This is a genomic window from Streptomyces sp. NPDC007875, assembly GCF_042868035.1.
Taxonomy (GTDB): domain Bacteria; phylum Actinomycetota; class Actinomycetes; order Streptomycetales; family Streptomycetaceae; genus Streptomyces; species Streptomyces antimycoticus.
Genome location: NZ_JBIADZ010000008.1, coordinates 175,241 through 199,366, shown reverse-complemented (window position 1 = coordinate 199,366; position 24,126 = coordinate 175,241). Strand labels below are relative to the sequence as shown.

Here is a 24,126-nt window from a genome sequence, read left to right as displayed (position 1 = left end):
CGCCCGCGATCTGCTTGTATGGCGGTATGCCTGATCAGGAACCGCTTTCCGCCAACGAACTACTCGACATCGTGGACGAGCGGGACCGCGTGGTCGGCCAGGCCCGACGCGGTGACGCCATCGCCCACCGGCTCCGGCACCGCTGCGTCTTCATCCAGGCCCGGGACGCCCAGGGCCGCGTCTTCGTCCATCGCCGCACCGCCGAGAAGCTGGTCTTTCCCTCGCTCTACGACATGTTCGTCGGCGGGGTCGTCGGCGCGGGCGAGGGCTATGACGAGGCGGCGCTGCGCGAGGCGGAGGAGGAGCTGGGGGTGCGGGGGCTGCCCGCGCCCGTACCGCTGTTCTCGTTCCTCTACGAGACGCCCGAGCACACCTGGTGGAGCCGCGTCTACGAGGTGCGCTGCGAGCTGCCGGTCGATCCGCAGGCCCAGGAGGTCGCCTGGCACGCCTTTCTCACCGAGGAGGAGCTGACCCGGCGGCTGCCCGAGTGGGAGTGGGTGCCGGACGGGCGGGAGGCGTACCGGCGGCTGACGGAGTGGCGCCGTGAGAGGGTCGAAGCGTGACCGAATCCTCCGGGCCCGGGCCTTCGAAGCCTGCGCAGCCGGCCGAGCCGCGTGGCGGCGGTCTCGCCTCGGCGGCGTCGGACGTACGGCTGTGGTTCGCGCCCGAGCGGCTGCGGGAGGAGGGCGGCACCCCCGACTACCGCTTCTCACTCGCCAACGAACGGACCTTCCTCGCCTGGCTGCGCACCGCGATGGCGTTGGTGGGCGGCGGATTCGCGGTCGACCAGTTCCTCCCGGAGACGGCCCGGCCGCTGCGGCTCGCGCTGGCGCTCGTCCTGCTGGCGGGCGGCGCGCTGTGCGCCCTGCGGGCCATCAGCCACTGGGTGCGCTGCGAGCGGGCCATGCGGCGGGGCGAGGACCTGCCGATGTCCCGCTTCCCGGTGGTGCTGGGGCTCGCGGTCGGGGTGGTCGCGCTGCTGATGGTGATCGTGGCCGCCTTCGGGTGGGGCGGGTGACCCGGGAGGTGTGAGGCGATGCCGGAGGGGAAGGGGACGCACGGACCACGAACGCGGGACCGGGACCCCGGGCTCCAGCCGGAGCGGACGCGGCTGGCCTGGCGGCGTACGACGCTGGCGTGCGCGGTGGCCGCCTCGCTCGCGGGCCGGCAGACCCTGCACGGCGGTATCGACCCGGCCTCGCTCGTGGTCCTGGCCCTGGTGGTGGTGGCCTGGCTGGCCTTCCTGGCACTGGCCCACCGCCGCATCCGGGCCATGCGCATGCCACGTCCGCCCGCCCTGTCCCCGCGGGCGGCCGTGGCCGCGGTGGGCTGCACCCTCGCCCTGGCCGTCCTGGGAGCGGCGATGCTTCGCTGAGGCCACCTGAGGACCGGCCCGCGCCCTCGCCCCTCGGCTGCGGGGATGGGGGCAGGTAGCCAGTGCGGGGGGCCAAGTGCGGGATGGGGGCACCTGCGGCGGGCGAAGTTCCCCACCCCGCCCCTTCCCGACACAAGGGGTCCCGCCCCTTGGCCCCCTCCGAGGCCCTGCCCCGGATCCCGACCGAGCCACGCCCCCACCCCCGCAGGCCCCAGGGCGAGGCCCACCCCGCGCTCGCGGTGCCGTCCGGCGTCCGCCGCCACCGGACGGCACCGGCGCCATACGCCACTGAGGGCAGGGACCAAGCCCGAAGGGGGCCAGGCCGTACTCCCGTCGGTGTCCCAGCGCCCGACCGGGGTTCGGGGGCCGAGCCCCCCGGGGTCCGGGGCGAAGCCCCTTGTTTCGGGAAGGGGCGGGGTGGAGGCTCCGCCCGCCGCAGGCGCCCGGCCCGCACTCGGCCGAAGGGCCCGCCGACCGGGGTGTTCCCCAGATCGCTCAGGCCACTGTCAGTCCACCGCGATGGCGATCTTGCCCCTGGCGTGACCCTCCATGCTGAGGCGCTGGGCGTCCGCCGTCTTCTGGAGGGGGAAGACCGCGGCGACCTCGACGCCGAGGGCGCCGCGCTCGGCGAGGTCGGTGAGGTCCTGGAGGTCGTCGGGGTCGGGGCGGACGAAGACGTAGTGGCCGCCGAGGCCGAGGACGGCGGGGTCGGCGATGGAGGCCAGGCGGCCTTCGGGGGCGAGGAGCTCGCCGGAGACGGTGAGCGCGTCGCCGCCGACCAGGTCGAGCGCGGCGTCCACCCCGTTCGGGGCGAGGGCGCGGACCCGGTCGGCGAGGCCCTCCCCGTACGTGGTCGGCTCCGCGCCGAGCGCGCGCAGATATTCGTGGTTGCGCTCGCCCGCGGTGCCGATCACGCGGGCGCCCATGTGCCGGGCCAGCTGGACCGCCATCGAGCCGACCCCGCCCGCCGCCGCGTGAACCAGGACGGTGTCGCCCTCGCCGACCCTCAGCGCCCGGACCAGCGACTGGTAGGCCGTCAGGCCCGCCAGCGGGATGCCCGCGGCCTGGGTGAAGGAGAGGTTCCGCGGTTTGCGGGCGAGGGTGCGGATGGGCGCCGCCACGTACTCGGCGCAGGTGCCCCGGGAGAGGAAGTCCTCCCTTACGTAGCCGATCACCTCGTCGCCGGGCCGGAACTCCGTCACCGCGGGGCCGGGCCGCTCCACGACCCCGGAGACGTCCCAGCCGGGGATCACCGGGAAGACCGCGTCCAGGACCGGTTCGAGGTATCCGGCCTGCGCCTTCCAGTCGACGGGGTTCACGCTGGCGGCCCTGACCCTGATCAGGACGGAGTCGGGGCCGACCTTCGGCTCCGGCCGCTCCCCGTACTCCAGGATCTCGGGGCCGCCGTAGCGGCGGTAGGTGATGGCCTTCATGGTGGCGCTCCTCGCGGCTCTCGCGTTCTCGCGGTTCTCGCGGTTCTCGCAGCTCCTCGCGGCTCCTCGCGGCTCTCGCGTTCTCGCGGCTCTCGCGTTCTCGCGGTTCTCGCAGCTCCTCGCGGCTCTCGCGTTCTCCTTGCCCCGCTCCTCCCCTTCGACGCTCCTGCTCCCCCACCGCAGGCGCAAATCCGCACCGCCCCGGCCGCTACCCCGGCGCTACGCCGGGCTCTGCGCGGCCAGCGGCGGCAGCGCGGCCCGTGGCTCCACCCCGCCGAACCAGAAGCCGAGCAGAAACGCGACGGTGGACTCCAGCAGGCGGGCCCGCTCCAGGCCCCCGGCGTCCAGCGGTACACAGCCCATGTCGCGGACCAGCGTGCGTACGGCCTCCAGGGCCTTGTCGTCGTCCCCGCACAGCGGGACCGCCAGCGGCCCGTCGGCGAAGACCGGCGGGGTCATCCGCCACACCGCGTCCGAGCAGTGGCAGAACGCCTTCACGACCCGCGCCCCGACGGCCCGCGCGGCGATCCGCTCGGCCATGCCCGGGCCGCCGTCGGTGGCGAGGGTGAAGTGCCCGGGGACGACCGCGTTGGTGCAGTCGATCAGCGCCCGGCCGCTCAGCGTGCCCTCGGCCGCGCCCGCCGCCTCCAGGGCCGCCTCGACGCCCTCGTACGCCACCGCCAGCAGCGTCACCTGGCCGAATCCGGCGGCCTCGCGCAGACTCCCCGCCCGCGCGCCGTGGCCGATCCGGGCGGCCAGCGCCGCCGCCTTCGGCCGCGAGCGGCCGCCGATGAACAGCTCGTGCCCCGCCCGCGCCCACTGGGTCCCCAGCGCGTCCGCCATCGTGCCCGTGCCCAGCACTCCGATCCGCATCGCGGCCTCCTCCTCGTTATCGCCTGCCGATGGGGAAGGACACTAGGAAGTCCGTCGCACACCGCGCGGTGTGCGACGGATGCGCTAGGACGGCGGTCAGGAGGTCATCAGTGAGTGAACCGGCGACGACACCGCGGCCCCTCGCACCGGAGGGATTCATCGCCGACTGCCGGGCGCGGCTGGGCTTCGATCTGCTGGCCCGCACCTGGACCGCCGTCGTGATCTTCGGGCTGCGGGAGGGGCCGCGCCGCCCCGGCGAGCTGCGCGAGGCGATCGGCGGCATCAGCCCGAAGGTGCTCAACGACACCCTGCGCCGCCTGGAGGGCGACGGGCTGGTGGAGCGGCACCGGTACGCGGAGGCGCCGCCCCGGGTCGAGTACGCGCTGACCCCGCTCGGGGAGACCCTGCTGGGGCCGGTCGAGGCGCTCGGTGCCTGGTCGGTGGAGTACGGGGAGGCGGTGGTCGAGGCCCAGGAGCGGGCCGAGGAGCGGGCCGGGCGGGGGCGGGGGCGGTAGTTCCGAGCCCTCCGGGCCGCGGCCCCGATGTGCCCGGCAACGGACCCGCACTGGACTACATACCGACTGGTCGGCATCATGTTGCGGAACGGTTCGCCCGCTCCCCTGACCGAGCGGCTGTGCGTAGTACCGAGAAGTACCGAGGAAACCCAGGAAGAGGTTCGATGAACGCAGGCAATCCCCCAGGGCTCGACCTCGATCGGCTCCGCGCCCACCTCGACCGCGAACGCGCGGGACTGGTGCGCGGGCCACTGAGCGCCGAGCTGATCGAAGGCGGCCGTTCGAATCTCACCTACACCGTCACCGACGGCACTTCCCGCTGGGTCGTCCGCCGGCCGCCGCTGGGCCATGTGCTCGCCACCGCCCATGACATGGCGCGGGAACACCGGGTGATCAGCGCCCTGCACCCGACTGCCGTGCCGGTGCCGGAGCCGGTGCTGCTGTGCGAGGACGAGTCGGTGGCCGGATCGCCTTTCTACGTCATGGAGTTCGTCGAGGGCACCCCGTACCGCACCGCCGAGCAGCTCGCCGGCATCGGCCCGGAGCGCACCCGGGAGGTCGTCCTCTCCCTCGTCGACACGCTCGTGACGCTGCACTCCGTGGACCCGGCCGAGGTCGGGCTCGGCGACTTCGGGCGTCCGGAGGGGTTCCTGGAGCGGCAGCTGCGCCGCTGGGGCAAGCAGCTGGCGGCCTCGCGCAGCCGTGAGCTGTCCGGGATCGACGAGCTGCACACCCGGCTCGCCAAGGCGCTGCCGGCCTCCCCCGTGCCCACGGTCGTCCACGGCGACTACCGCCTGGACAACGTCCTGGTGAACGCCGACGACCGGATCACGGCGATCCTGGACTGGGAGATGTCCACCCTCGGCGATCCGCTGACCGACCTCGGACTGATCGTGATGTACAGCGGTCATCCGAATCTCGCCGACTCCCCCATCTCCTCCACCCAGGGCGCCCCCGGCCACCCCGCCACGGACGAGCTGATCCAGCGCTATGCCGAGGGTTCGGGGCGCGATGTGAGCGGCGTGTCCTGGTACACCGCCTTCGCCTACTTCAAACTCGCGGTGATCCTCGAGGGCATCCACTACCGCTACACCCTCGGCCAGACCGTCGGCGCGGGCTTCGACCGCATCGGCGACATCGTCCCCGCCTTCATCGACCACGGCCTCACCACCCTCGAGGAGAGCTGATCCCGTCATGGACTTCGCATTCGACGCCCGGACCGAAGAGCTGCGCGCCAAGCTGCTCGCCTTCATGGACGAGCATGTCCATCCGGCGGAGGCGGTCGCGGAGGAGCAGCGCGCGGCTCTGGACTCCCCGTGGCTGACCCCGGCGGTCGTCGGGGAGCTCAAGACCGAGGCCCGCCGGCAGGGGCTGTGGAACCTCTTCCTGCCCGACGACGAGTACGGCGCGGGGCTGACCAATCTGCAGTACGCCCCGCTCGCGGAGATCACCGGCCACAGCCCCCAGCTGGCCCCCACGGCCCTGAACTGCGCCGCCCCCGACACCGGCAACATGGAGGTGCTCGCCCAGTTCGGCGACGAGCGGCAGCGCAAGCAGTGGCTGGAGCCGCTGCTCGCGGGGGAGATCCGGTCGGCCTTCGCGATGACCGAGCCGGAGGTCGCCTCGTCCGACGCGACCAATATCGAGACCCGGATCGAGCGCGACGGCGACGACTACGTCATCACCGGGCGCAAGTGGTACATCTCCGGGGCGATGAACCCCGACTGCAAGATCTTCATCGTGATGGGCAAGACCGACCCGGAGGGCGCCGATGTGCGCCGTCAGCAGTCGATGGTGCTGGTGCCGCGCGACACCCCGGGCGTCGAGGTGCGGCGGGCGATGCGGGTGTACGGCTACGAGGACCACTACCACGGCGGCCACGCCGAGGTGGTCTTCGACCGGGCGCGGGTGCCGGTGAGCAACCTCATCGGCGAGGAGGGCGGCGGTTTCGCCATCGCCCAGGCCCGTCTCGGCCCCGGCCGGATCCACCACTGCATGCGGCTGATCGGCATGGCCGAGCGCGGTATCGAGCTGATGTGCCGGCGGGCGGTGGACCGTACGGCCTTCGGCAAGGCGCTCGCCCAGCAGGGCCAGGTCCATGAGTGGATCGCGGACGCCCGGGTGGCGGTCGAGCAGCTGCGGCTGCTGGTGCTGAAGACGGCCTGGCTGATGGACACGGTGGGCAACCGCGAGGCGCACACCGAGATCCAGGCCATCAAGATCGCGACGCCGCGCACGGTGGTTCAGATTTTGGACCGGGCGGTGCAGTTGCACGGCGCGGGCGGGGTGAGCCAGGACTTCCCGCTGGCCGAGCTGTGGGCGGCCGCGCGCACGCTGCAGCTGGCGGACGGGCCGGACGAGGTGCACCAACGGTCGCTGGCGCGACGTGAGTTGAAGCGGTACGTGTAACGGAAGCGGTGCGTGTAACGGAAGCGGTGCGTGTGGGGGCGGGCGGGGGTGATCCCCACCCCGCCCCTTCCCGCAGCATCCGCAAACGCCGGACGGGCTGGATTCTCCAGCCCGTCCGGCGTTTGCGGACTTTTACGGCCGCAGCGCGCGCAGCAGCAGGTCGGCCAGGTGATCGGCGACCTCCTGGGGGCCCAGCGGTCCGCCGGGCCGGTACCAGGTGCCCAGGTGGTGCACGGAGCCGAAGTGGTAGTCCACCACCAGATCGGCCGGGGTCCGGGAGCTGAACACCCCGGTCCGCTGCCCCTCCTCGATCAGCGCGCGGAACCGCTCGTGGTAGCGGCGCCGCTCGGCGCGCACCTGCTTGTGCTTCTCCGGGCTGAGTTGGTGCATCGACCGGAAGAAGATGGTGGCGTCGTCGAGGTTCTCGATGGTGGTCACCACGACATCGGCCGCCGCGTCCCGCAGCCGCCGCTCCACCGGTGCGTCGGCGTCCGCGAAGGCGTCCAGGCGCTCCTGCTGGAGCCGGAGCACCCGGCCGTAGATCTCATGGAGCAGATCGTCCTTGGAGCCGAAGTAGTGGTAGAGCGCGCCCTTGGTGACGCCCGCCGCCTCGACGATCTCCTGTACGGACGTCCGGTCGTATCCGCGCTCCGCGAACAGGCGGGTGGCAGCCGCCAGCAGCCGCTGTGGCACCGGCTGTCCGTCACCGTCCGTCGTTTTGGCCATGGTCGCCACCCGTTCTCTTCCTGTTCTCTTTCATCCTCGCAGTTCCCGCCGGAGGATCTTGCCACTGGTCGTCTTGGGCAACTCGGGCAGGATCTCCACCTCGCGGGGGTACTTGTACGCGGCGAGCCGCTCCGCACAGTACGCGGACAGCTCGTCCGGTGTGGCCTCGGCCTCCGGTCGGAGGCTCACATACGCCTTGACCGTCTCGCCGCGGTACGCGTCGGGTTTGCCGACGACGGCCGCCTCCCGCACGGCGGGGTGAGTGTAGAGCACGTCCTCGACCTCGCGCGGCCACACCTTGAACCCCGAGGCGTTGATCATGTCCTTCTTGCGGTCGACCACGTACAGCCAGCCGCCCTCGTCCATGAAGCCGATGTCGCCGGTGCGCAGCTCCCCGTCCGGGAGGGCGGCCGCGGTGGCCTCCGGGCGCCGCCAGTAGCCGGGCACCACCATCGGGCCGCGGACGACGATCTCGCCCTGCTCGCCGAACGGCACGTCCTGTCCGGCGTCGTCCACGATGCGCACGACCGTGTCGGCGCCGGGGACGCCGACGGCGAGGGTGCCGGAGACCGGGTCGACGGGGGCGCGGACGCCGGGCGGGACGCTGGCGCAGGGCGCGGTGCACTCGGTGAGCCCGTAGCCGTTGTGCAGATACGGGCCGAGGGCCGACTGGAACCGCTCGACCAGCGCGGGCGGCAGCGGGGCGCCGCCGGAGGAGATGATCCGGAAGGACGAGAAGTGGTCGCGGGCGGCCTCGGGGTGGGCCATCAGCGCCATGAAGGCGGTGGAGGGGCCCACGGTGTAGGCGGGGCGGTGCTCGGCGAAGGCGTCGAGGACGACGCCGGTCTCGAAGCGGTAGGCCAGGGCCAGGGTGCCCGCTCCGGATATGCACGCACACAGCTGGCAGACCATGCCGGTGATGTGGAACAGCGGGGCCAGCGCGAAGAGCGTCGAGCCTTCGGGCAGCTCGTGGAGGAGGTGCTGCCGGTCGGCGTTGTAGGAGATGTTGCCGTGGGTGTTGGTGGCCCCTTTGGGGGTGCCGCTGGTCCCGGAGGTGTAGCTGATCAGCGCGATGTCCTCGGCGCGCGGTGCGGGCACGGACGGCGGGCGGGCCCCGGCGCGGGCGGCGGCGAGGAGGTCCTCGGTGTCCTCGGGGACCGGGAGGGGCTTGTCGCGCAGCACCCGCTCGTCGTCGCGGGTCTGGAGCTCACGGGCGTCGGCGGTGAGCGCGATGCGCACCGGGGACGCGGCGGCCGTCTCGCGGATGTAGTCCTCCCAGGCGTGGCGGGAGCAGACCAGGGCGCTCACCTCGGCGTCGCCGAGGATGTGTGCGAGCTCGGCGCCCTTGTACATGGGGTTGACCGGGACGACCGTACCGCCCGCCTTCCACGCCCCCAGCAGCGCGATCACGAAGTGCGGGGTGTTCTGGAGCATGATCGCCATCCGGTCGCCGGGCCCGAAGCCGCGCTCGGCGAGATGGCCGGCTATCCCGTCCGAGAGCTCATCGACCTCCCGGTAGGTCAGCCGTCCGTCGAAGTAGGCGAGCGCCGGGTGGCCGGGGGAAGTGCGCACGGCGTCCCGGAACGCGTGCAGCGGACTCGGCCGCGGGGTGATCTTCCGGCGCTGTGCCTCGGTGAGCTGGGCGAGCCATGGCTGGTCCTGGTACGTGGTCATGGGAGCGGCCCTGTCTGGACGGGGGTGAGGGTGGTGGTGCGGAGAGTACGGGAGCGGCGGACCCGCGGGGTCAGCCCGAGGTCCCGGATGCCGCCTCGAGCTCCTCGAACTTGCGCTGCAGCTTGTTGATGCCGCCCAGCCAGCGGTCGGTGTCGCCGGCGCGGGCCGCGTAGTGGCGGGCCACCTCGGGGTGCGGAAGGATCAGGAAGCGCTCCTCCTCGATGCCCGCGAGGACGGCGTCGGCGACCTGCTCGGGCTCGATCGCGGTGGGCGCCAGCACCAGGTCCCCGGCGGTCCCGGTGGCGGTCAGCATGTCGGTGCGCACCCCCTGCGGGCAGACGGCGTGGACGCCGATACCGCGGTGGCGGTAGGTGGCGGAGAGCCATTCGGCGAAGGCGAGTGCGGCGTGCTTGGAGACGGCGTACGGCGCCGAGCCGATCATGGTGAGTATCCCGGCGGCGGAGACGGTGGCGACGAAGCGGCCGCTGCCGCGCTCCAGCCACTCGGGCAGCAGCTCCCGGGCGGCCCGCACATGTGCCATCACATTGACGTCCCAGGACTGCTGCCACAGCTCCTCGTCGGCCTCGGGACCGCCGTCGTGGCCGACGCCCGCGTTGGCGCAGAAGATGTCGATGGCGCCGCCGAGCGCCTCACGGGCCGCGGGCACGACGCCGGAGGCGTCGCCGGGGACGGCGGTCGCGCCGATCTCCCCGGCGACGGCGGCGGCCTTGGCGGCGTCGAGGTCGTTGACCACGACCTGGGCGCCCTCGGCGGCGAAGCGCCGGGCGAGCGCGGCGCCGATGCCACCCCCCGCCCCGGTGACCACAACACGCGCCCCACGCACGGTACCCACGATTCGCAGCTCCTCGGATCGACTCGGTTCGGCTCCTGCCCGCAGCGCAGACTAACCAGTCGGTATGTGTAAACGGAAGAGGCACACCGGCCTCCCGGCGCACGGCCGGCGGGTTACCGGCCGGGGCGCTTCTTGCGCATCACCCCGCGCCAGCGGGCGTTCTCCCCGGCGAGCGCGTCCCACAGCACATTGAGCGGATGGCCGGAGTCCTGCGCGGCGCGCTCCCCGGCTCGTACGAACACCCCGATCAGCACTTCCAGCTCCGGTCCCACGCCGTCGGTCAGCTCCAGGGTGCGCAGCCCGGCACCGGCGCGGATCCGCCCGTCGGCCACCGCGTCGCCGATGCCCTCGGTGACGAGCACACAGCCGCGCAGCACCCCCGAGGAGAGCAGCTCCAGCCCGTACTGCACGGTGTCGATCTCGGCCGCGATATGCAGCTCCTGGCGGTAGCGGGCGCCGAACCAGCCGCGCAGAAAGCCGGGTATGAGGCCGTCGGCCGAGACCGCCAGCGGCAGCCGGGGCAGCTCGCTCACCGGGACCGAGGGCCCGGGCAGCTCCTCGGCATCCAGGTTGGTGACCAGGGACAGCCCGCTGCGCCGCCACTCCATCACCTCGAAGCCGTCGAGCCGGCTGTCGTGGCCCGCCGTGGTCAGGACGCTGCCGCAGACCAGGTCGAGCTCCTTGGCGTCGAGCCGCTCCAGCAGATCCCGGGTGCGCACATGTTCGACCTTGAGCTCGACACCCCGGCGGTCGAATTCCCCGGTGACCAACTCCACGGCATTCAGCAGAAAGCCGAGGGTGTAACGGGTGGAGCCGACACAGAGCCGGCTGCCGAGACGGCGGCGGCTGTCGTGCAGCCCCTCCAGCCAGTCCTCCAGGGTGCCGCGCGCGAGTCCGGCGAGGGACTCCCCGGTCGCGGTGAAGAGCACATTCCGACTGCGTCCCCGTTTGACCACCAACGGCTCTCCGCACAGTGCGCCGAAGTTCCGGTTCAGGGTGTCCAGTTGTTTCTGCACACTGGACTGCTCCCGCCCCAGCAGCCGGGCGGCGCCCAGTGCGGTGCCCGCCTCATGGACCGCGAGCAACGTCCTGAGCTGGTCCATCGTGGTGTCCAGCAGCGCCGTCGGGTACTGCCATCGATCCTTTAAGGGCATTCCGGCCTTCCGCTCGAAGAGTATTCGGCACCCCAATGACGTTTCCGTTCGCAGCATAGTGCAGCGCCTTCCGGGTGAACTGATCCCGAGAACAGCGGGGATATTCTTCCGATGGATATTCGGGAATTCCCTATCTCTGGATGGCCGCGGAGTCCGGCATTCCAGGTTCCGGCCGCGTCATTTTGGGTAAGTCGAACGGCTGGCCGATTGTCCGACGGCGACCGTATGCGTGTCGTATGGCCAGCGGACGGGGCAGTTGGGACGATGCACGCACATCGGGCCATCCAAGGGGGAGCAGCGATGACGGGGATGAGCGTACGACCGTACTGGGAGCTGAGATTCGACGCCTACGGGGACGTCGACTTCCGGCAGCGGGACCGGCTGCTGGAACAGGCCGCCCAGCGGGACCTCACGGATCTGGTGGTATTCGCGCACGGCTGGAACAACACCCGGACGATGGCCACGCGGCTCTATGACCGCTTCTTCGCGCCCTTTCCGGAGCTGCTCGGCGAGGCGGGCCCGGCGCGGCTCGGCTACGTGGGGGTGGTGTGGCCGTCGATGCGGTTCACGGACGAGTCGCTGGCGGGCTCACCCCCGGGGCCGGCGCCCGGTGCGCCCCCGGGGCCCGACGCTCAGGCTCCGCGCCCGGGGCTCGACGCGGAGACCCACCGGGCGCTGGACGCGGTCTTCCCGGGGCGGCGGCAGATCGTGGCGCGCCTGGCCGAGCTGCTGACCGAGCGGCCCGAACGGCTCGCGGCGCTGGACGAGTTCGGGGTGCTGGTGCGCGGGCTGGTCCGGGTCCAGGGGGAGTACGGCGCGGCCGGGGACACGGTGGACCAGGACGGAGACGCGGACGCCGGCGTACCGGCGATGTTCGGTGAGGACGTGGCGGAGGTCTGTGAGCGGTTCGCCGCCGCGCTCACCGAGGCGCGCGGGAAGTCCGACGCGGAGGACCGCGCCTTTCCCGACAGCGGGCTCGACGGTCTCTGGGACGGGGCGCACGAGCTGCTCCGCCAGGCGACGTACTACGTGATGAAGCGGCGGGCCGGCGCGGTCGGGCGCGAGGGTCTCGGACCGGCGCTGGGCGCCCTCGCGGCCCTCCGGCCCGCCCCGCGGCTCCATCTGGTGGGCCACAGCTTCGGCGGCCGGCTGGTGTCGTACGCGCTGACCGGGCTGCCGGAGGGCGCCACGGTGGCGTCGGTGACCCTGCTCCAGGGGGCGTTCTCGCACTACGCGTTCGCCGAGCGGCTGCCGCACGCCGCCGACCGCCGCGGCGCCCTGCACTCCGCCGCCCACCGGGTCCGCGGGCCCGTGGTGTCCTGCCATTCGCGCCATGACACCGCGCTCGGGCTGCTGTACCCGGTGGCGTCACGGGCCTTGGGGGACGATGGCCCGCCGCTGCCGGGCGACACCCGCTGGGAGGCGATCGGGTACGACGGCGTCCAGGCGGTGGAGGGGTGCCCGCGCCTGGACCTGGCAAAGGCGCTGGAGGGCCCGTTCCCGGCGGAGGGCTGTGTGAGCGTCGATGTCTCGGAGGTCGTACGGCACGGTGTGCCGCCGGTCGGGGCACACAGCGACATCTGCCATGAGGAGCTGGCCCGGGTGGTGCTGCGCGCGGGCCGGATCGGGGAAGGGTAGCGGGCCCGGGGCGGGGCCTCGCCGGGTGCGAGGCCCCGCCCCGGTGGCCTCAGCGATGGGCCGGGAACTCCACGACCTGCTGGAAGGTCGGCCGGTTCTGCCAGCTGATCTTGTCGTGGGTCAGCCCGCCGACCGGCCGGTGGATGATGGCGTCGGCGCACCACTGGTCGCCCGCGGAGCAGTTGTCATCCCCCGGGTAGACCTGTGCGGCGGTCTTGCCCACGGCCGTCTTCAGGCTGGTCAGCAGGGCGTCACGGCAGGCACTGAGCTGTCCGCCGCCGCAGTAGGGCCGGGCCAGCGGGCCCTTGACGTCCTCGCCGAGGACCGTGCGCAGATCCTTGTCGACATAGGACCACCAGCCGTACTGGAACGAGGACCCGGCGTGCGAGCCGGTGGGGCCGTGTCCGGCCGAGGGCGCTTCGTCGACCGTGAGATTGGCGCGCAGGGCGTCGTAGAGGCCGTCGCCCAGCCCGGATCTGAACTCGGCCTCGACCAGCAGCGGCCACCAGGCGTCCATGATCCGTACCGCGTCGGCGTGCCCGTAGGTGTGCGAGCCGGCGCTGGTCTCATGGCGCTGTGAGCCCGCCGACTGCCAGGAGTCCAGCTGCTGTGCGGCCGTGGCCAGCTGGGGGTCGTCGATGGGCCCCGAGCGCAGCACCTTCAGCAGCTCCGGCAGCACGTCCTCGCCGCGCAGATCGGTGACGGCGGCCTCGGCCATGGCCCGGGTGAGCGCGGAGCGGGTGACACCGCCCTTGCGGACCAGGGCGCGCACCCGGTCGTCGAGGAGGTTGCCGCGGTGCACCGAGCCGTTGCCGAAACCGGCCGCGCTGTAGTCCTTGGCCAGCTTGTTGTTCCAGCTGATGTAGTAGTCCTGGTCGATGGACTGGGGGTGTTCGGCGGGCGGTGTGGAGGCGGCGGTGTTGTCCTTGGGATCGAAGTCCCGCCACTCGTAGGCGGTTTCACCCTTCACCGGCAGCGAGGCGTCGACGTCCGCGGCGCGCACCGGATTGAGCCCGCTGTTGTAGTAGCCGGTCTGCCGGGAGTCGGCGTAGAACCAGTTGAAGGTGTAGTTGATGTTCTGCGCCGCGCTCTGGAAGGACTTGGCGTCGGTCACATAGCCCGGGTCGTTGAGCATCTGGAAGCCGATGATGGAGTCGGCCTCGTGGCGGTAGGTGGAGCGCAGCATGGTGTAGGCCACCGGTTTGCCGTCGACGGTCGCGCGATGGGTCACCAGCCCGTACTTGGTGCGGTAGACCTGCATCCGGTACGAACCCGCGGCGGTGGAGTCGGCGAGGGTGGGCTTCCAGGCGTTGCGCCGCTCCAGCTTGTCCATCGGCACACAGTCGCCGTGGTAGCGGTAGTACGTGGAGTCCTTGGACGGCGTGGAGCCGTCCGGGGAGCACAGCTCGACCGCGTAGGTGTCGGTGATGTCCTGGCCGGAGGTGGTGGCGCTCCAGGCGTAGTCCTGGCCCCGGCCGAGCTGGATGTACATCCCGACCCCCGCGAAGGAGGCGCCGCGGGCGCTGATCCCCGGGCCCTGGAGCTCCTGGAGCATCAGCAGCTGCGGGGCGAAGTAGCCGGTCTGCGGGCCGAAGACGGCCACCGGGTGGCCGCTCGCGGTGTACTTGCCGGAGACCACGAGCGCGTTGGACATGCCCTTCTTGCGGCTGAACAGATCGCGGGGCAGCACCCCGTCGTCGTAGATGCCGCGCAGCGGCTCCAGGGATGCCTTCGGGGCCTTGACCTTGGTGCGGGGCGTTGCGCCGGACTTGGCGGCGGCGCCGCCCTCGCGGTCGTAGACCAGTTGTTCGGGGGTGACCGACCCGGCGTCGGGCAGCGCGGCGCCCTGGGGCGCGGCGGGCTTGCCGGCGTACGGGAAGCTGCCGTCGCGTACGGTCAGCGCCGCCTCCGGGTCGTTGCGCTCGCGGAAGGACTCCCACACCTTCGCGCCCTCGGCCAGGCCGTACTTCTGCTGGGCGGCGAGCAGCGAGAGCGCGCCCTCCACCTCGCCGCCCCCGCCGTTGCCGAAGAGTGCGCCGACCACGGAGGCGAGGGCGATCAGGTCGGTGAGCTTGAAGGGCTGGATCTCACCGGCGTTGGTGATCGCGTCGATATGGCCGGTGAGCACGTACTCACCGGGGAAGTACCGGCCGTCCTTGGCCTTCTTGGCGTAGGCGTTGATGCCGTCGACGTACGCCTGGGCGTCGGCCAGCGCCTGGCGGCCGCGCTCTCCGCCGTGGGCGAGGATGTAGTCCACCTGCGCCTGGTAGTCGGCCTCGGTGTACGGCGCCTGGCGGAAGAAGTCCTGTTCCAGGCCCTGGTTGGCGGGGGCGCCGCCGGCGAAGGAGGTCAGCTCGCCGCGGCCCACGTGGCGGAAGAGGTCCATCAGCCACAGCCGGTCCTGGGCGGCGGCGTATCCGGCGCCGTACTCGGTGCCCTCGCGGGTGGTGCCCTGGATGTGCGGGACGCCGGTCTTCTTGTCGCGGGTGATCGTGACGTCGCCGCGCGGCTTGGTCACGGAGGCGACCTGATCGGCGGGGACTCCGAACGAGGAGTCGTTGAAGAAGTTCGTCAGCTTGTCGTCGGTGAGGGTGGGGTAGCCGCTCGCCAGGTCGCCGTACGGGCCGAGCTGGTCGGCGCTGTGCTCGGGGTGGGTGCCCAGCACCCGGTTGGCGAGGATGTCGGCGAGGGTGGCGTTGCCGGTGGCGCCCGGCGGAAGGATGTCGGAGCACTGGCTGCGGCAGTAGTCGGTGGCGGCCGCCGCGGCGGGCTCGGCCCGGGCCGGCTGTGGCACCGGGGCCGCGAGGGCGACGCCGAGGCCCAGCGCGGCGGCCGCGGCGAGCACGGTACTGGTGAACGTGCGGGTTCTGGTGGGCCTGGGGGTTCGTCGTCGCATGTGCGCTCCTCCCGATTGCCGTCGCGACGGAGGTTACCGGCGGTATTAGCGGCCCGGAAGATGAGTGGACGTCAACTTCGTTGCGCGAGAGGCCCAATGAGGACTGCCGGCGAAAGTCCGGGGAATTCGATGGATCCGGATCGCACTGCGTTACGTCCATTCGACAACGAGTCGGGTCCGCACTCGCGGAGGTGGTATGAAGTGGCCGGTTTCAGAGCACTGGCACGAGAAGTTCGCAATCCACGCAGACACATCACTGCTCGGCGCACATCGCTGCGCAAATGCCTCGAACGGTTCGCCCCGTACGGGCACCGGGCGACCTGGCACCATCTGTGCACCCGCTCCGGGATCCCCCCGGAGGACCGCAGGCCGGACCCCCTACGACTGCTCACCGCACTGGAAGAGCTCGAGGAGGCCCGCACGCTGTGGCTCGCGTACGAGGCGGACTTCGCCGCCCGGCGCAGGCAGGAGAAACTTCTCGGCATCCGGCAGCCGAGCACCGTCGACGACTGGCATCTGCGCACCTGGGGCGGATGCGACATCATTCCCTGCGAGAGCCCCTCGACCCATCCCGGCGACCGCCTCGCGGACGTGCTGCGACGGCTGATCGCCGCGATGGAGTCGGGGCCGGGGTCGGCCTGCCCCGTGTGTGCGCAGCGGGGCCTGGTCTGGCGCGAGGACCTGGACCGCTATCCATCGGCCGGGCCGGTCTGCGCGGACTGCGGCATCGTGGTGCCGCTGCCGCTGCTGACCACCGAGGCGCTGGCGGCGTCCCGGGGCACGGTCCGGCTGGGCCGTTACGCCACCGTATGACGCGCCACCGTTCGGCGCCCGGCCGCCCCTGGCCGGGAGCGCGCTCGCCGGAGTCCCCGCACCGGGTGGCCGGCGAGCGCGCGGGAATCCCTTGACGAGGACCGGCGAACGCTGAGGTCCGCCGGCGGCCGCGTCGGCGTGGAGCCTGCGTGCGGGGGCGCGGCGCGCGTTGACAGGGCCCGGGTCGGCCAACCATGCTGAGCAGTCGCTTAGTGAGTGGTTGCCCGGGAGGCACGCATGGCAGAGCCCAGGATCTTCACCTCGCCCGATGAACTGCGGTCCGCGGTCGGCGAGGAACTCGGCCCCAGTGACTGGCTGGAGATCGACCAGAAGCGCATCGATCTGTTCGCCGACGCGACCGGCGACCACCAGTGGATCCATGTGGACCCGGACAAGGCCGCCGCCGGTCCGTTCGGCACCACGATCGCGCACGGCTATCTGACGCTGTCCCTGCTGCCGTCGTTCACCCCGCAGCTGCTGCGGGTCGAGGGCGTGCGGATGGGCATCAACTACGGCGTGAACAAGGTCCGCTTCCCCTCCCCCGTCCCGGTCGGCTCCCGGCTGCGCGCCACCGGCCGGATCGTGGAGGTGTCCGAGGTCAAGGACGGGCTGCAGATGACGCTGGCGGTCACCCTCGAGCGGGAGGGCGGGACCAAGCCGGTGTGCGTGGCGGAGTGCGTCGTCCGCTACTACGCCTGACGACGGCCGTCGCTCCTACGGCAGGTCCTGACCGGCCGTCGCCCTTACGACCGCCGGTCCTGACCGCCGTCGGCCCCCACCATGCGCAGCACCAGTCCCGCGTAGAGGTCGCCGACCTCGTCGGGGGTGCTGCGCCCGCGGGCGTTGAACCAGCGGGCGACGTCGATGCACAGGGAGAGCACCGCGACCGTGGCGCCGCGGACGTCCGGGACGTCGAAGGCGCCCGCCCTCACCCCGTCCTCGATGATCGAGCGCACCGCCCCGTCCGTGGCCTTGCGGACGGCGATGACCTCGGCATGGTGCTCCTCGGCGAGCGCGCCGAGCTCGTACTGCACCACCCGCGCGGTCATATGGTGCTCGGCGTGCCAGCGGACGAAGGCGCGGACGGCGCCGGCCAGCCGCTCTGCGGGGGTGCCCGCGCTGTCCCGGGCCCGCTCCACGATCTCCAGGGCCCGCTCATGGCCGACCTTGCTGATCTGGTAGAGCAGCTCTTCCTTGGTCTTGTAGTGGATGTAGAGGGCGGCCGGGCTCATTCCGGCGCGGCTCGCGATGTCCCGGGTGGTGGTGGCGTGGTAGCCGCGCTCCGCGAAGGCGTGCACGGCGGCGCTCACCAGCCGCCGGGCGGCGTCGGGGGTGATGTCGCCCCAGGGCTCGATCCCGCCCCCGCTGTTCTTCGGCTCCGCGTCCATGGCGGACACCCTACACGGAGAGTGAGCAAGCGCTTAGATGTCCCCGGGGGCTCCGGAGGACCACAACGGACGGCCGTGCCCGCTGGACGTCAGGGCCCGCTCAGCGGGCGGCCGCCGTCTCGGCGCCCACCCGGCCGGGGAACTCCGCGCCCAGCAGCCGCAGCAGCGGGGTCGCCTTCACGGCCGTCTCCTCGAACTCCTCGTCCGGGTCGGACAGCGCCACGATCGCGCCGCCCACCCCGTACCGGATCCGGTCCGGGGTGACCACCAGCGTGCGGATCACGATGCTCAGATCGCACGCCCCGGACAGCGAGAAGTAGCCGATGGCGCCCGCGTACACGCCGCGTGGGCCCGCCTCCAGATCGTCGATGATCTGCATGGTGCGGATCTTGGGCGCGCCGGTCATCGATCCGCCGGGGAAGGCGGCGCGCACACTCTCGACCGCGGAGCTGGACGGCCGCAGGGTGGCGCGCACGGTGCTGACCAGCTGATGCACCGTCGCATACGTCTCCACGTCGAAGATCTTGGGCACCCGCACCGATCCGACCTCCGCGGTGCGGCCGAGGTCGTTGCGCACCAGGTCGACGATCATCAGGTTCTCGGAGCGGTCCTTCTCGCTGGTCGCCAGGTCGACGCGGAGCAGCTCGTCCTCGGCCGGGGAGGTTCCGCGCGGCCGGGTGCCCTTGATCGGCTGGGACTCGACGGTGCCGTCCCCGAAGACCCGCAGAAAGCGCTCCGGCGAGGTGCTCAGCACGGACAGCGGGCCGAAGCGGAGCAGGGCGGCGAAGGGCGCGGGGCTGAGCCGGCGCAGGTACTGGTAGGCGGCCCACGGGTCCACCGACCCTTCGGCCTCGGCCATGTTCGTCAGGCACACCTCATAGGTCTCCCCGGCGGTGATCAGCTCCTGGCAGGCGGCGATCATCTCCAGGTACCGCTCGCGGCCGTGGCGCAGCCGCACCTCTCCCGGCCCGTCTTCGAGCGGGGTGCGGCGGGGCTCCCGCCCGGCCAGCTCCGCCAGCCGGGCGGCGGTCTCGCGCAGCCATGCCCGGGCCGGTTCGTCGCCGCCCCGCTCGGCGCCCTCCTCCGCGAGGGCCAGGAGATAGGTGGCCGAGGTCTCGTGGTCGAACACCACGGCGCGGTCCGCGAAGATCATCGCGGCATCGGGCTCCGGGGAACGGTGGGTCCGCTCACCGCCGCACTCGGCCTTGAGCTCGTACCCGAGGTATCCAGTCCAGCCGAGCGCGAAGTCGAAGGGCAGCGAGGGCAGTTCGACCCGGGCGCCCCGCAGATCGTGCTCCAGCCAGGACAGGAACTCCTCATGCAGGACCTCGCGGGAGCCGTCCGCGGTGACGGTGACGGTGCCCGCCCAGGTGTCGGCGGTGGCGACCCGGGCCAGCGGCCCCGAGGCGTCCCCCATCATCGAGAACCGCCCGCGCTCGCCCCCGACGGCGCTGCTGTCCAGCCAGAAGGCGTGCCGGTCGGCGCGGAAGAGCCGGTCGAAGACGACCTCGTCCGACCAGCGGGTGGGCAGGGTCTCCACCAGCACCCGCAGGGACCGCGGCGTGGCGCGCGGCGCGGCGGTGGGCCCGGCGCCGCCGCGCGGGGAGCGCGGGGCGCGCCGCCGCGCCGGTTCCACGCCATGCCCGGTCTGCCAGGAGCGGGTGAGGTCGGCGAAGTTGCCCAGCAGCAGCCGGCCGTGCTCGGTACAGATCGACTCGGGGTGGAACTGGACGCCCCACAGGGGCCGTTCACGGTGGGCGATCCCCATCAGCACACCGTCCTCGGTCCATGCGGTGGCCCGCAGCTCCTCGGGCAGGTCGGTGACGGTGAGCGAGTGGTAGCGGACGACGTCGAAGGGGCTGGGCAGCCCGGTGAAGAGGCCGGAGCCATCGTGCGCCACCCGGGACAGCCGGCCGTGCCGCGGCTCCGGGGCCCGGACCACCCGGGCTCCGCTCAGCAGGCCCACCCCCTGGTGGCCCAGGCAGACGCCGAGCAGCGGCAGGGCGCCGTCGAGGATGATGTCGCGGCAGACACCGAAGTCGGCCGGGCGCTCGGGGCTGCCGGGCCCGGGAGAGATGACGACGTTGTCGAAGTCCCGCAGCATCTCGGGCTTCCAGCCGGGGTCGTCGTGCCGGATCACCTCGGGCTCCTGGCCGTTGACCTCGGCCAGGTAGTGGAACAGGTTGTAGGTGAACGAGTCGTAGTTGTCTACCAGCAGCGTGCGCATCGAAACCTCGAACCTATCGGAACTTAAGGATGACGGGCAGGGTTCACGCCGCGCGGAGCAAGGCGGTGAACGCGTGGACCGTTTCGGCGGCCTGCTCGGGGTTCAGCCGGGGGTCACAGGGCGACCGGTACCGGGGGAACGCGGCGGTCCCGGCGTCCGCGGGATGTGCGACGCACTCGGTGACCGGTTCCGGTGTCATCTCCAGGTGCAGCCCGCCGGGCCACTGACGGCGGTCCCGCAGGATCCGGTGGAACGCGGCGACCTCGTCGAGGATCGCCCGCAGGGATCTGGTCTTGTGACCGCTTCCGGAGCGGATCGTGTTGCCGTGCATGGGATCGGTCAGCCAGACCACCGGGATCCCGGTCTCCGTGACCGCCTCGATCAGCGGCGGCAGCAGCCACTCGATCCGGTCCGCGCCCATGCGCACGATGAAGGTCAGCCGGCCGGGCAGGCGCTCGGGGTTGAGCAGACGCGCCAGCTCCACCAGGTCCGCGGGTGTCGCGGACGGCCCGACCTTGACGCCGACCGGGTTGCGGATCGAGGCGGCCAGCCGGATGTGCGCGCCCTCGGGGTCCCTGGTCCGCTCGCCGATCCAGCCGAAGTGGACGGAGGAGGCGTGGCCGCCGCCGTGGTCGGCGCGGAGCAGGGGTAACTCGTAGGCGAGCAGCAGCAGTTCATGGCAGGCGTAGATCCGCTCGGCCGCGTCGTGCGCCGCCTGTTCGTCCCGCATCGTGGACAGGACGGCGGCCGCGCGGTCGAAGGCGGTGAGCAGCCGGTCCGGGTCGGGGATCCGGGCGCGGGGGTCGGCGGCGGCACCGTTGACCGCGTCTCCCCGGTAGACGGGCAGTCGGGTCCCGTCGGGGAGCGGTTCGTACGGCATCGATCTGGGCTTGGCGTACTGGCCCGCGATACGCCCCATCGTCACCACCGGAAGGCCCAGCCCGGTCCGGATCGCCGCGGACAGCTCGCGCAGCTGCCCCACCTTGCGCCGCACCACGGGGGGCGTGGCGTCGGCGAACAGCTCGGCGCAGTCCCCGCCCTGGAGGACCACCGCCTCCCCGCGCTGCACCCCGGCCATCCGCCGGGTCAGCTCCCCGGTCTCCTCAAGGGGGATCAACGGGGGGCGGCCGCTCAGGGCGTGCCGGACCTCCTCGAGCCGGTCCGGGTCGGGCCACGGCGGCTGCTGAGCGGTCACCTTCTCCGCGGTCGGGCCGGGAGCGGTCATGTGAGGAAGCCTCCACTGGTCGAGCCGGACACATCCCGCTGAAGTGTCGCGACTGCTGCTGAAGCGTCCCGACGGCGCGGGACACCTGTGGGGACCCCCGAACCGGCAGGCCGGACGGGTCGACGGAACCGAGGAAACAGACGAACCCGCTCCCGGCCGCAAAACCGTGACCAGCGAAGATAGAAAAGCTGGATATACGTCCGTCACTCCTTCGAGTGGATTTCTCCATCCACTCGGAAGGGTTTACCAGCGGTTACTACCGGAATTTCCGGCTCAGAGCCCCCGTTGCACAAGCCGACGACACGTCGGGTCAGCGCGGCAGGGAGCCTAGCAATCGCCCGCAACCGTAAGCGACAGTTCCGCCCGCATTTCGGAATGTGACGAGGGTCACATGCGTAGGACTTGCACTCGGTCTCGCCTTCTATAGTGTTTTCGACCTGCGCATATCCGACGGGGGAACTGCTTCGGATGGCGTAGCTGTCAAATGAGACTTACGGGGGTAAGTGAATGTCTCTTCGACCGAATCGTCTCCGAGCACCGGCTTCCGGAGAACGTCCATAACGCCTTGCCTCCTGGCAGTGGCTTTTTCGGCATCTTCCCAGGTCAGACGGGCCACCAGGCCTCTTTGAGCAATTGCTGACCCGTAGCCCGCCGATCCATCGACAGCCATCCTCAAACGCCAGGACAAAGCCATGCCCCGCCCGCTGCGGCATGCCTGCACAGCGACGCGCCCATTCACATCCGAGCCGCATGCCGGCGTTGGAGCAATACGTCATGCCCTTAAGCACGCAGTCCTCGCGCTCCGATACGAGAGCGCCCCGCAAACGCGTCATCCTCGCCGAACCCCGCGGTTTCTGCGCGGGTGTCCGCCGCGCCATTGCCATGGTGGAGCGGGCGCTCGAGGTATACGGCCCGCCTATTTATGTTCGAAAACAGATCGTCCACAACCACTACGTCGTCAGCCTCCTGGAGCGCAAGGGCGCACGCTTTGTGGAATCGGAATTCGACGTTCCCGAAGGGGCGGTGTGCCTCTTTTCCGCACACGGCGTCTCGCCCGCGGTCCGCGCCGGTGCGGCCGATAGGAACTTGCAGGTCATCGACGCCACCTGCCCACTGGTGGCCAAGGTCCACCAGCAGGCGCGCCGGGTGGTCCGGGACGGCCGGGTCCTGCTGCTGGTGGGGCACGAGGAACACGAGGAAACGGAAGGCACCCGGGGGGAGGCACCGCGCGCGACCCTGGTCGTCGAAACCGTCGAGGACGTCGAACGGCTGGACCTGCCCCGGGACACCCCGGTGGCCTATCTGACCCAGACCACCTTGTCGGTGGACGAGACGGCCGACATCGTCCGCGCCCTCACCGAGCGGTTCGACGACATCGTCGGCCCCGGGACCGACACCATCTGCTACGCCAGCCAGAACCGGCAGAACGGCATCAAGTCCCTCGCCCAGCAGGCCGATCTGGTGCTGGTCGTCGGCTCGGAGAACTCCAGCAACTCCCAGCGGATGGTCGATGTCGCCCGCGAGGCCGGAACCCCCGCCCAACTGGTCCCGGACGTCTCCCGGCTCGACGGCGGCTGGCTGGCGGGCGTGACCACCGTCGGCGTCAGCTCCGGCGCCAGCGTCCCGGACGCCCTCGTCCACCAACTCCTCGACCGGCTCGCCGAGTTCGGCCATGACGAGGTCGAGATCGAGTCCACGGCCGTCGAGGACGTGGTCTTCTCCATGCCCCTGCAGCTCACCGACGGCGTCCGGTCCGACGACCGGGAACGGCTCGACGACGCCTGGTCGAAGGTCCCGCCGGACGCACCGGCCGGAACCCCTAGGAGGACGATGTGACTGCCCATGTGATGGCGACCCCCCGCCCCGCCTCGGCCCCGGCCACCACCGCCCGCCGGGCGCTGATGAGCCTGCTGCCCCGGGTCGAGGAGCGGCTGCACGCCTTCCTGTCCGCGGAGTACGACCGGTGGCACGCGCTGGACCCGCGCTCCAGCGTCCCCATCGACGGGATCGCCGACCTGGTCAACGCGGGCGGCAAGCGCATGCGCCCCACGTTCTGCCTGAGCGGCTATCTGGCCGCCGGCGGCGACCCGGAGGACCACCGCGTCATCCCCGTCGCCGCCGCACTGGAACTGCTGCACGCCTGTGCGCTGATCCATGACGATGTGATGGACGAGTCCCCGGTGCGCCGCGGGGCGCCGACCGTGCACACCAGCCAGGCCGCGCTGCACCGCGAGCGCGGATGGCGGGGCGCGGCGGGCCGCTACGGGGAGAACGTCGCGATCCTCGCGGGTGATCTGGCCCTGGTCTACTCCGACGAGATCATGGCCGAGGTGGAACCCGCGGTCGCCGCCGAGTGGCATCTGCTGCGCTCGGAGCTGATCATCGGCCAGTACATGGACGTCGCGGCGTCCGTGGAGTTCGAGCCCGACCCGGAGACCTCGCGGTGGATCGCCATCGCCAAGTCCGGCCGCTACACCATCCACCGCCCGCTGGTCCTGGGCGCCGCGGTGGCCGGCCGCCCCGACGTGGCGCCGGCCTTCGAGGAGTACGGGGCCGCGCTCGGTGAGGCGTTCCAGCTGCGCGACGACCTCCTGGACGCCTTCGGGGACTCCGAGGTCACCGGCAAGCCGAGTGGTCTGGACTTCGAGCAGCACAAGATGACGCTGCTGATGGCCCTGGCCATCCAGCGCAACGCGCACATCCGGGAGCTGGTGCCCGCTCAGCTGCGGGGCGCCGACCACCTGCGGGAGCTGCTGATCGAGACGGGTGTGCGCGACGACGTCGAGAAGCACATCGACGGGCTCGTGGAGCGGGCCTGCCGTGCCATCGCCGCCGCCCCGCTGGAGCCCCAGTGGCGGGAGGAACTGGCCGCCATGGCCCACGAGGTCGCCTACCGGAACGCGTGAGGACGGCCGATGGGCACCGAC

At 71.9% G+C, this 24,126-nt stretch carries 21 protein-coding genes; 11 read left to right on the top strand and 10 right to left on the bottom strand.

All coding sequences use genetic code 11. The features are described from left to right. The first annotated feature begins 26 nt into the window (after positions 1-26). The 3 genes from ACFYOY_RS18800 to ACFYOY_RS18790 all read left to right on the top strand — a co-directional run bounded on the left by ACFYOY_RS18800 (position 27) and on the right by ACFYOY_RS18790 (position 1,375). Entirely contained in the window at positions 27-563 is a 537-nt protein-coding gene (locus tag ACFYOY_RS18800; protein ID WP_351885983.1) for an NUDIX domain-containing protein, read from the top strand. 89 nt (positions 564-652) lie between these two features. Continuing rightward, positions 653-1,018 (top strand): YidH family protein, encoded by a 366-nt coding sequence (locus ACFYOY_RS18795; protein ID WP_093470166.1) that lies wholly within the window; start codon positions 653-655, stop codon positions 1,016-1,018. Between the two features lie 18 nt (positions 1,019-1,036). Further along, complete coding sequence (locus ACFYOY_RS18790) at positions 1,037-1,375, top strand: DUF202 domain-containing protein (protein WP_351885986.1); 339 nt, start codon at positions 1,037-1,039, stop codon at positions 1,373-1,375. Between the two features lie 506 nt (positions 1,376-1,881). Here ACFYOY_RS18790 and ACFYOY_RS18785 read toward each other — a convergent pair. Both ACFYOY_RS18785 and ACFYOY_RS18780 read right to left on the bottom strand, forming a co-directional pair. Then, the gene (locus tag ACFYOY_RS18785) at positions 1,882-2,808 is read right to left on the bottom strand and encodes an NADP-dependent oxidoreductase (protein ID WP_351885989.1); all 927 of its coding nucleotides are present in this window, start codon (positions 2,806-2,808) and stop codon (positions 1,882-1,884) included. Between the two features lie 219 nt (positions 2,809-3,027). After that, positions 3,028-3,681: an NAD(P)-binding domain-containing protein gene (locus tag ACFYOY_RS18780; protein ID WP_351885992.1), complete on the bottom strand. Its 654-nt coding sequence runs from the start codon at positions 3,679-3,681 to the stop codon at positions 3,028-3,030. A 110-nt stretch (positions 3,682-3,791) separates the two neighbouring features. On the opposite strand from ACFYOY_RS18780, the gene ACFYOY_RS18775 reads away from it, so the two are divergent. From ACFYOY_RS18775 to ACFYOY_RS18765, 3 genes are all read left to right on the top strand, one after another. Continuing rightward, positions 3,792-4,196 (top strand): helix-turn-helix domain-containing protein, encoded by a 405-nt coding sequence (locus tag ACFYOY_RS18775; protein ID WP_351885995.1) that lies wholly within the window; start codon positions 3,792-3,794, stop codon positions 4,194-4,196. A gap of 164 nt (positions 4,197-4,360) precedes the next feature. Continuing rightward, positions 4,361-5,383: a phosphotransferase family protein gene (locus ACFYOY_RS18770; protein ID WP_388588137.1), complete on the top strand. Its 1,023-nt coding sequence runs from the start codon at positions 4,361-4,363 to the stop codon at positions 5,381-5,383. 7 nt (positions 5,384-5,390) lie between these two features. Next, the gene (locus tag ACFYOY_RS18765; RefSeq protein WP_351886001.1) at positions 5,391-6,605 is read left to right on the top strand and encodes an acyl-CoA dehydrogenase family protein; all 1,215 of its coding nucleotides are present in this window, start codon (positions 5,391-5,393) and stop codon (positions 6,603-6,605) included. A 132-nt stretch (positions 6,606-6,737) separates the two neighbouring features. Here the strand turns inward: ACFYOY_RS18765 and ACFYOY_RS18760 are convergent, their stop codons facing one another. The 4 genes from ACFYOY_RS18760 to ACFYOY_RS18745 all read right to left on the bottom strand — a co-directional run bounded on the left by ACFYOY_RS18760 (position 6,738) and on the right by ACFYOY_RS18745 (position 11,012). After that, positions 6,738-7,331 carry a TetR/AcrR family transcriptional regulator gene (locus tag ACFYOY_RS18760; RefSeq protein ID WP_014059592.1) on the bottom strand — a complete coding sequence of 198 codons (594 nt, stop codon included), beginning with the start codon at positions 7,329-7,331 and terminating at the stop codon, positions 6,738-6,740. A 30-nt stretch (positions 7,332-7,361) separates the two neighbouring features. Beyond that, positions 7,362-9,005, bottom strand: a complete 1,644-nt coding sequence (locus ACFYOY_RS18755) for an AMP-binding protein (protein WP_351886005.1) — start codon at positions 9,003-9,005, stop codon at positions 7,362-7,364. 70 nt (positions 9,006-9,075) lie between these two features. Further along, a complete protein-coding gene (locus ACFYOY_RS18750) occupies positions 9,076-9,858 on the bottom strand; it encodes an SDR family oxidoreductase (RefSeq protein WP_351886008.1) in 783 nt (260 codons plus the stop codon). 113 nt (positions 9,859-9,971) lie between these two features. After that, entirely contained in the window at positions 9,972-11,012 is a 1,041-nt protein-coding gene (locus ACFYOY_RS18745; RefSeq protein WP_351886011.1) for a LysR family transcriptional regulator, read from the bottom strand. 300 nt (positions 11,013-11,312) lie between these two features. Between ACFYOY_RS18745 and ACFYOY_RS18740 the strand changes: the two genes are divergently transcribed. Next, positions 11,313-12,650 (top strand): serine-threonine protein kinase, encoded by a 1,338-nt coding sequence (locus tag ACFYOY_RS18740; RefSeq protein WP_388588131.1) that lies wholly within the window; start codon positions 11,313-11,315, stop codon positions 12,648-12,650. A 49-nt stretch (positions 12,651-12,699) separates the two neighbouring features. Here ACFYOY_RS18740 and ACFYOY_RS18735 read toward each other — a convergent pair whose 3' ends face one another. Next, a complete protein-coding gene (locus ACFYOY_RS18735; protein ID WP_388588128.1) occupies positions 12,700-15,546 on the bottom strand; it encodes a penicillin acylase family protein in 2,847 nt (948 codons plus the stop codon). A gap of 201 nt (positions 15,547-15,747) precedes the next feature. Between ACFYOY_RS18735 and ACFYOY_RS18730 the strand changes: the two genes are divergently transcribed. Together ACFYOY_RS18730 and ACFYOY_RS18725 are read left to right on the top strand one after the other, a co-directional pair. Continuing rightward, entirely contained in the window at positions 15,748-16,359 is a 612-nt protein-coding gene (locus ACFYOY_RS18730; protein ID WP_086710055.1) for a hypothetical protein, read from the top strand. A gap of 237 nt (positions 16,360-16,596) precedes the next feature. Continuing rightward, positions 16,597-17,058 (top strand): MaoC family dehydratase, encoded by a 462-nt coding sequence (locus ACFYOY_RS18725; protein WP_161561839.1) that lies wholly within the window; start codon positions 16,597-16,599, stop codon positions 17,056-17,058. 44 nt (positions 17,059-17,102) lie between these two features. On the opposite strand, the gene ACFYOY_RS18720 is transcribed toward ACFYOY_RS18725, so the two are convergent. From ACFYOY_RS18720 to ACFYOY_RS18710, 3 genes are all read right to left on the bottom strand, one after another. Then, positions 17,103-17,747 carry a TetR/AcrR family transcriptional regulator gene (locus ACFYOY_RS18720; RefSeq protein ID WP_351886020.1) on the bottom strand — a complete coding sequence of 215 codons (645 nt, stop codon included), beginning with the start codon at positions 17,745-17,747 and terminating at the stop codon, positions 17,103-17,105. A gap of 100 nt (positions 17,748-17,847) precedes the next feature. Continuing rightward, positions 17,848-19,974 (bottom strand): aminodeoxychorismate synthase component I, encoded by a 2,127-nt coding sequence (gene pabB / locus ACFYOY_RS18715; RefSeq protein ID WP_388588123.1) that lies wholly within the window; start codon positions 19,972-19,974, stop codon positions 17,848-17,850. Positions 19,975-20,017: 43 nt separating this feature from the next. Further along, entirely contained in the window at positions 20,018-21,199 is a 1,182-nt protein-coding gene (locus ACFYOY_RS18710; protein ID WP_388588121.1) for a 3-deoxy-7-phosphoheptulonate synthase, read from the bottom strand. Positions 21,200-21,973: 774 nt separating this feature from the next. Here ACFYOY_RS18710 and ispH point away from each other — a divergent pair. Beyond that, a complete protein-coding gene (gene ispH / locus ACFYOY_RS18705; protein ID WP_388588119.1) occupies positions 21,974-23,035 on the top strand; it encodes a 4-hydroxy-3-methylbut-2-enyl diphosphate reductase in 1,062 nt (353 codons plus the stop codon). Continuing rightward, positions 23,032-24,105: a polyprenyl synthetase family protein gene (locus ACFYOY_RS18700; protein WP_351886032.1), complete on the top strand. Its 1,074-nt coding sequence runs from the start codon at positions 23,032-23,034 to the stop codon at positions 24,103-24,105. The genes ispH and ACFYOY_RS18700 overlap by 4 nt, the downstream gene beginning before the upstream one ends. Positions 24,106-24,126: the final 21 nt, after the last annotated feature.

Bases quoted from the DNA above. Each gene is read 5' to 3' on its own strand.
- ACFYOY_RS18740 (WP_388588131.1), top strand. From the start codon at position 11,313: ATGACGGGGATGAGCGTACGACCGTACTGGGAGCTGAGATTCGACGCC.
- ACFYOY_RS18725 (WP_161561839.1), top strand. From the start codon at position 16,597: ATGGCAGAGCCCAGGATCTTCACCTCGCCCGATGAACTGCGGTCCGCG.
- ACFYOY_RS18745 (WP_351886011.1), bottom strand. From the start codon at position 11,012: ATGCCCTTAAAGGATCGATGGCAGTACCCGACGGCGCTGCTGGACACC.
- ACFYOY_RS18790 (WP_351885986.1), top strand. From the start codon at position 1,037: ATGCCGGAGGGGAAGGGGACGCACGGACCACGAACGCGGGACCGGGAC.
- ACFYOY_RS18710 (WP_388588121.1), bottom strand. From the start codon at position 21,199: ATGACCGCTCCCGGCCCGACCGCGGAGAAGGTGACCGCTCAGCAGCCG.
- pabB (WP_388588123.1), bottom strand. From the start codon at position 19,974: ATGCGCACGCTGCTGGTAGACAACTACGACTCGTTCACCTACAACCTG.
- ACFYOY_RS18735 (WP_388588128.1), bottom strand. From the start codon at position 15,546: ATGCGACGACGAACCCCCAGGCCCACCAGAACCCGCACGTTCACCAGT.
- ACFYOY_RS18760 (WP_014059592.1), bottom strand. From the start codon at position 7,331: ATGGCCAAAACGACGGACGGTGACGGACAGCCGGTGCCACAGCGGCTG.
- ispH (WP_388588119.1), top strand. From the start codon at position 21,974: ATGCCCTTAAGCACGCAGTCCTCGCGCTCCGATACGAGAGCGCCCCGC.
- ACFYOY_RS18765 (WP_351886001.1), top strand. From the start codon at position 5,391: ATGGACTTCGCATTCGACGCCCGGACCGAAGAGCTGCGCGCCAAGCTG.
- ACFYOY_RS18780 (WP_351885992.1), bottom strand. From the start codon at position 3,681: ATGCGGATCGGAGTGCTGGGCACGGGCACGATGGCGGACGCGCTGGGG.
- ACFYOY_RS18720 (WP_351886020.1), bottom strand. From the start codon at position 17,747: ATGGACGCGGAGCCGAAGAACAGCGGGGGCGGGATCGAGCCCTGGGGC.
- ACFYOY_RS18800 (WP_351885983.1), top strand. From the start codon at position 27: ATGCCTGATCAGGAACCGCTTTCCGCCAACGAACTACTCGACATCGTG.
- ACFYOY_RS18755 (WP_351886005.1), bottom strand. From the start codon at position 9,005: ATGACCACGTACCAGGACCAGCCATGGCTCGCCCAGCTCACCGAGGCA.
- ACFYOY_RS18770 (WP_388588137.1), top strand. From the start codon at position 4,361: ATGAACGCAGGCAATCCCCCAGGGCTCGACCTCGATCGGCTCCGCGCC.
- ACFYOY_RS18785 (WP_351885989.1), bottom strand. From the start codon at position 2,808: ATGAAGGCCATCACCTACCGCCGCTACGGCGGCCCCGAGATCCTGGAG.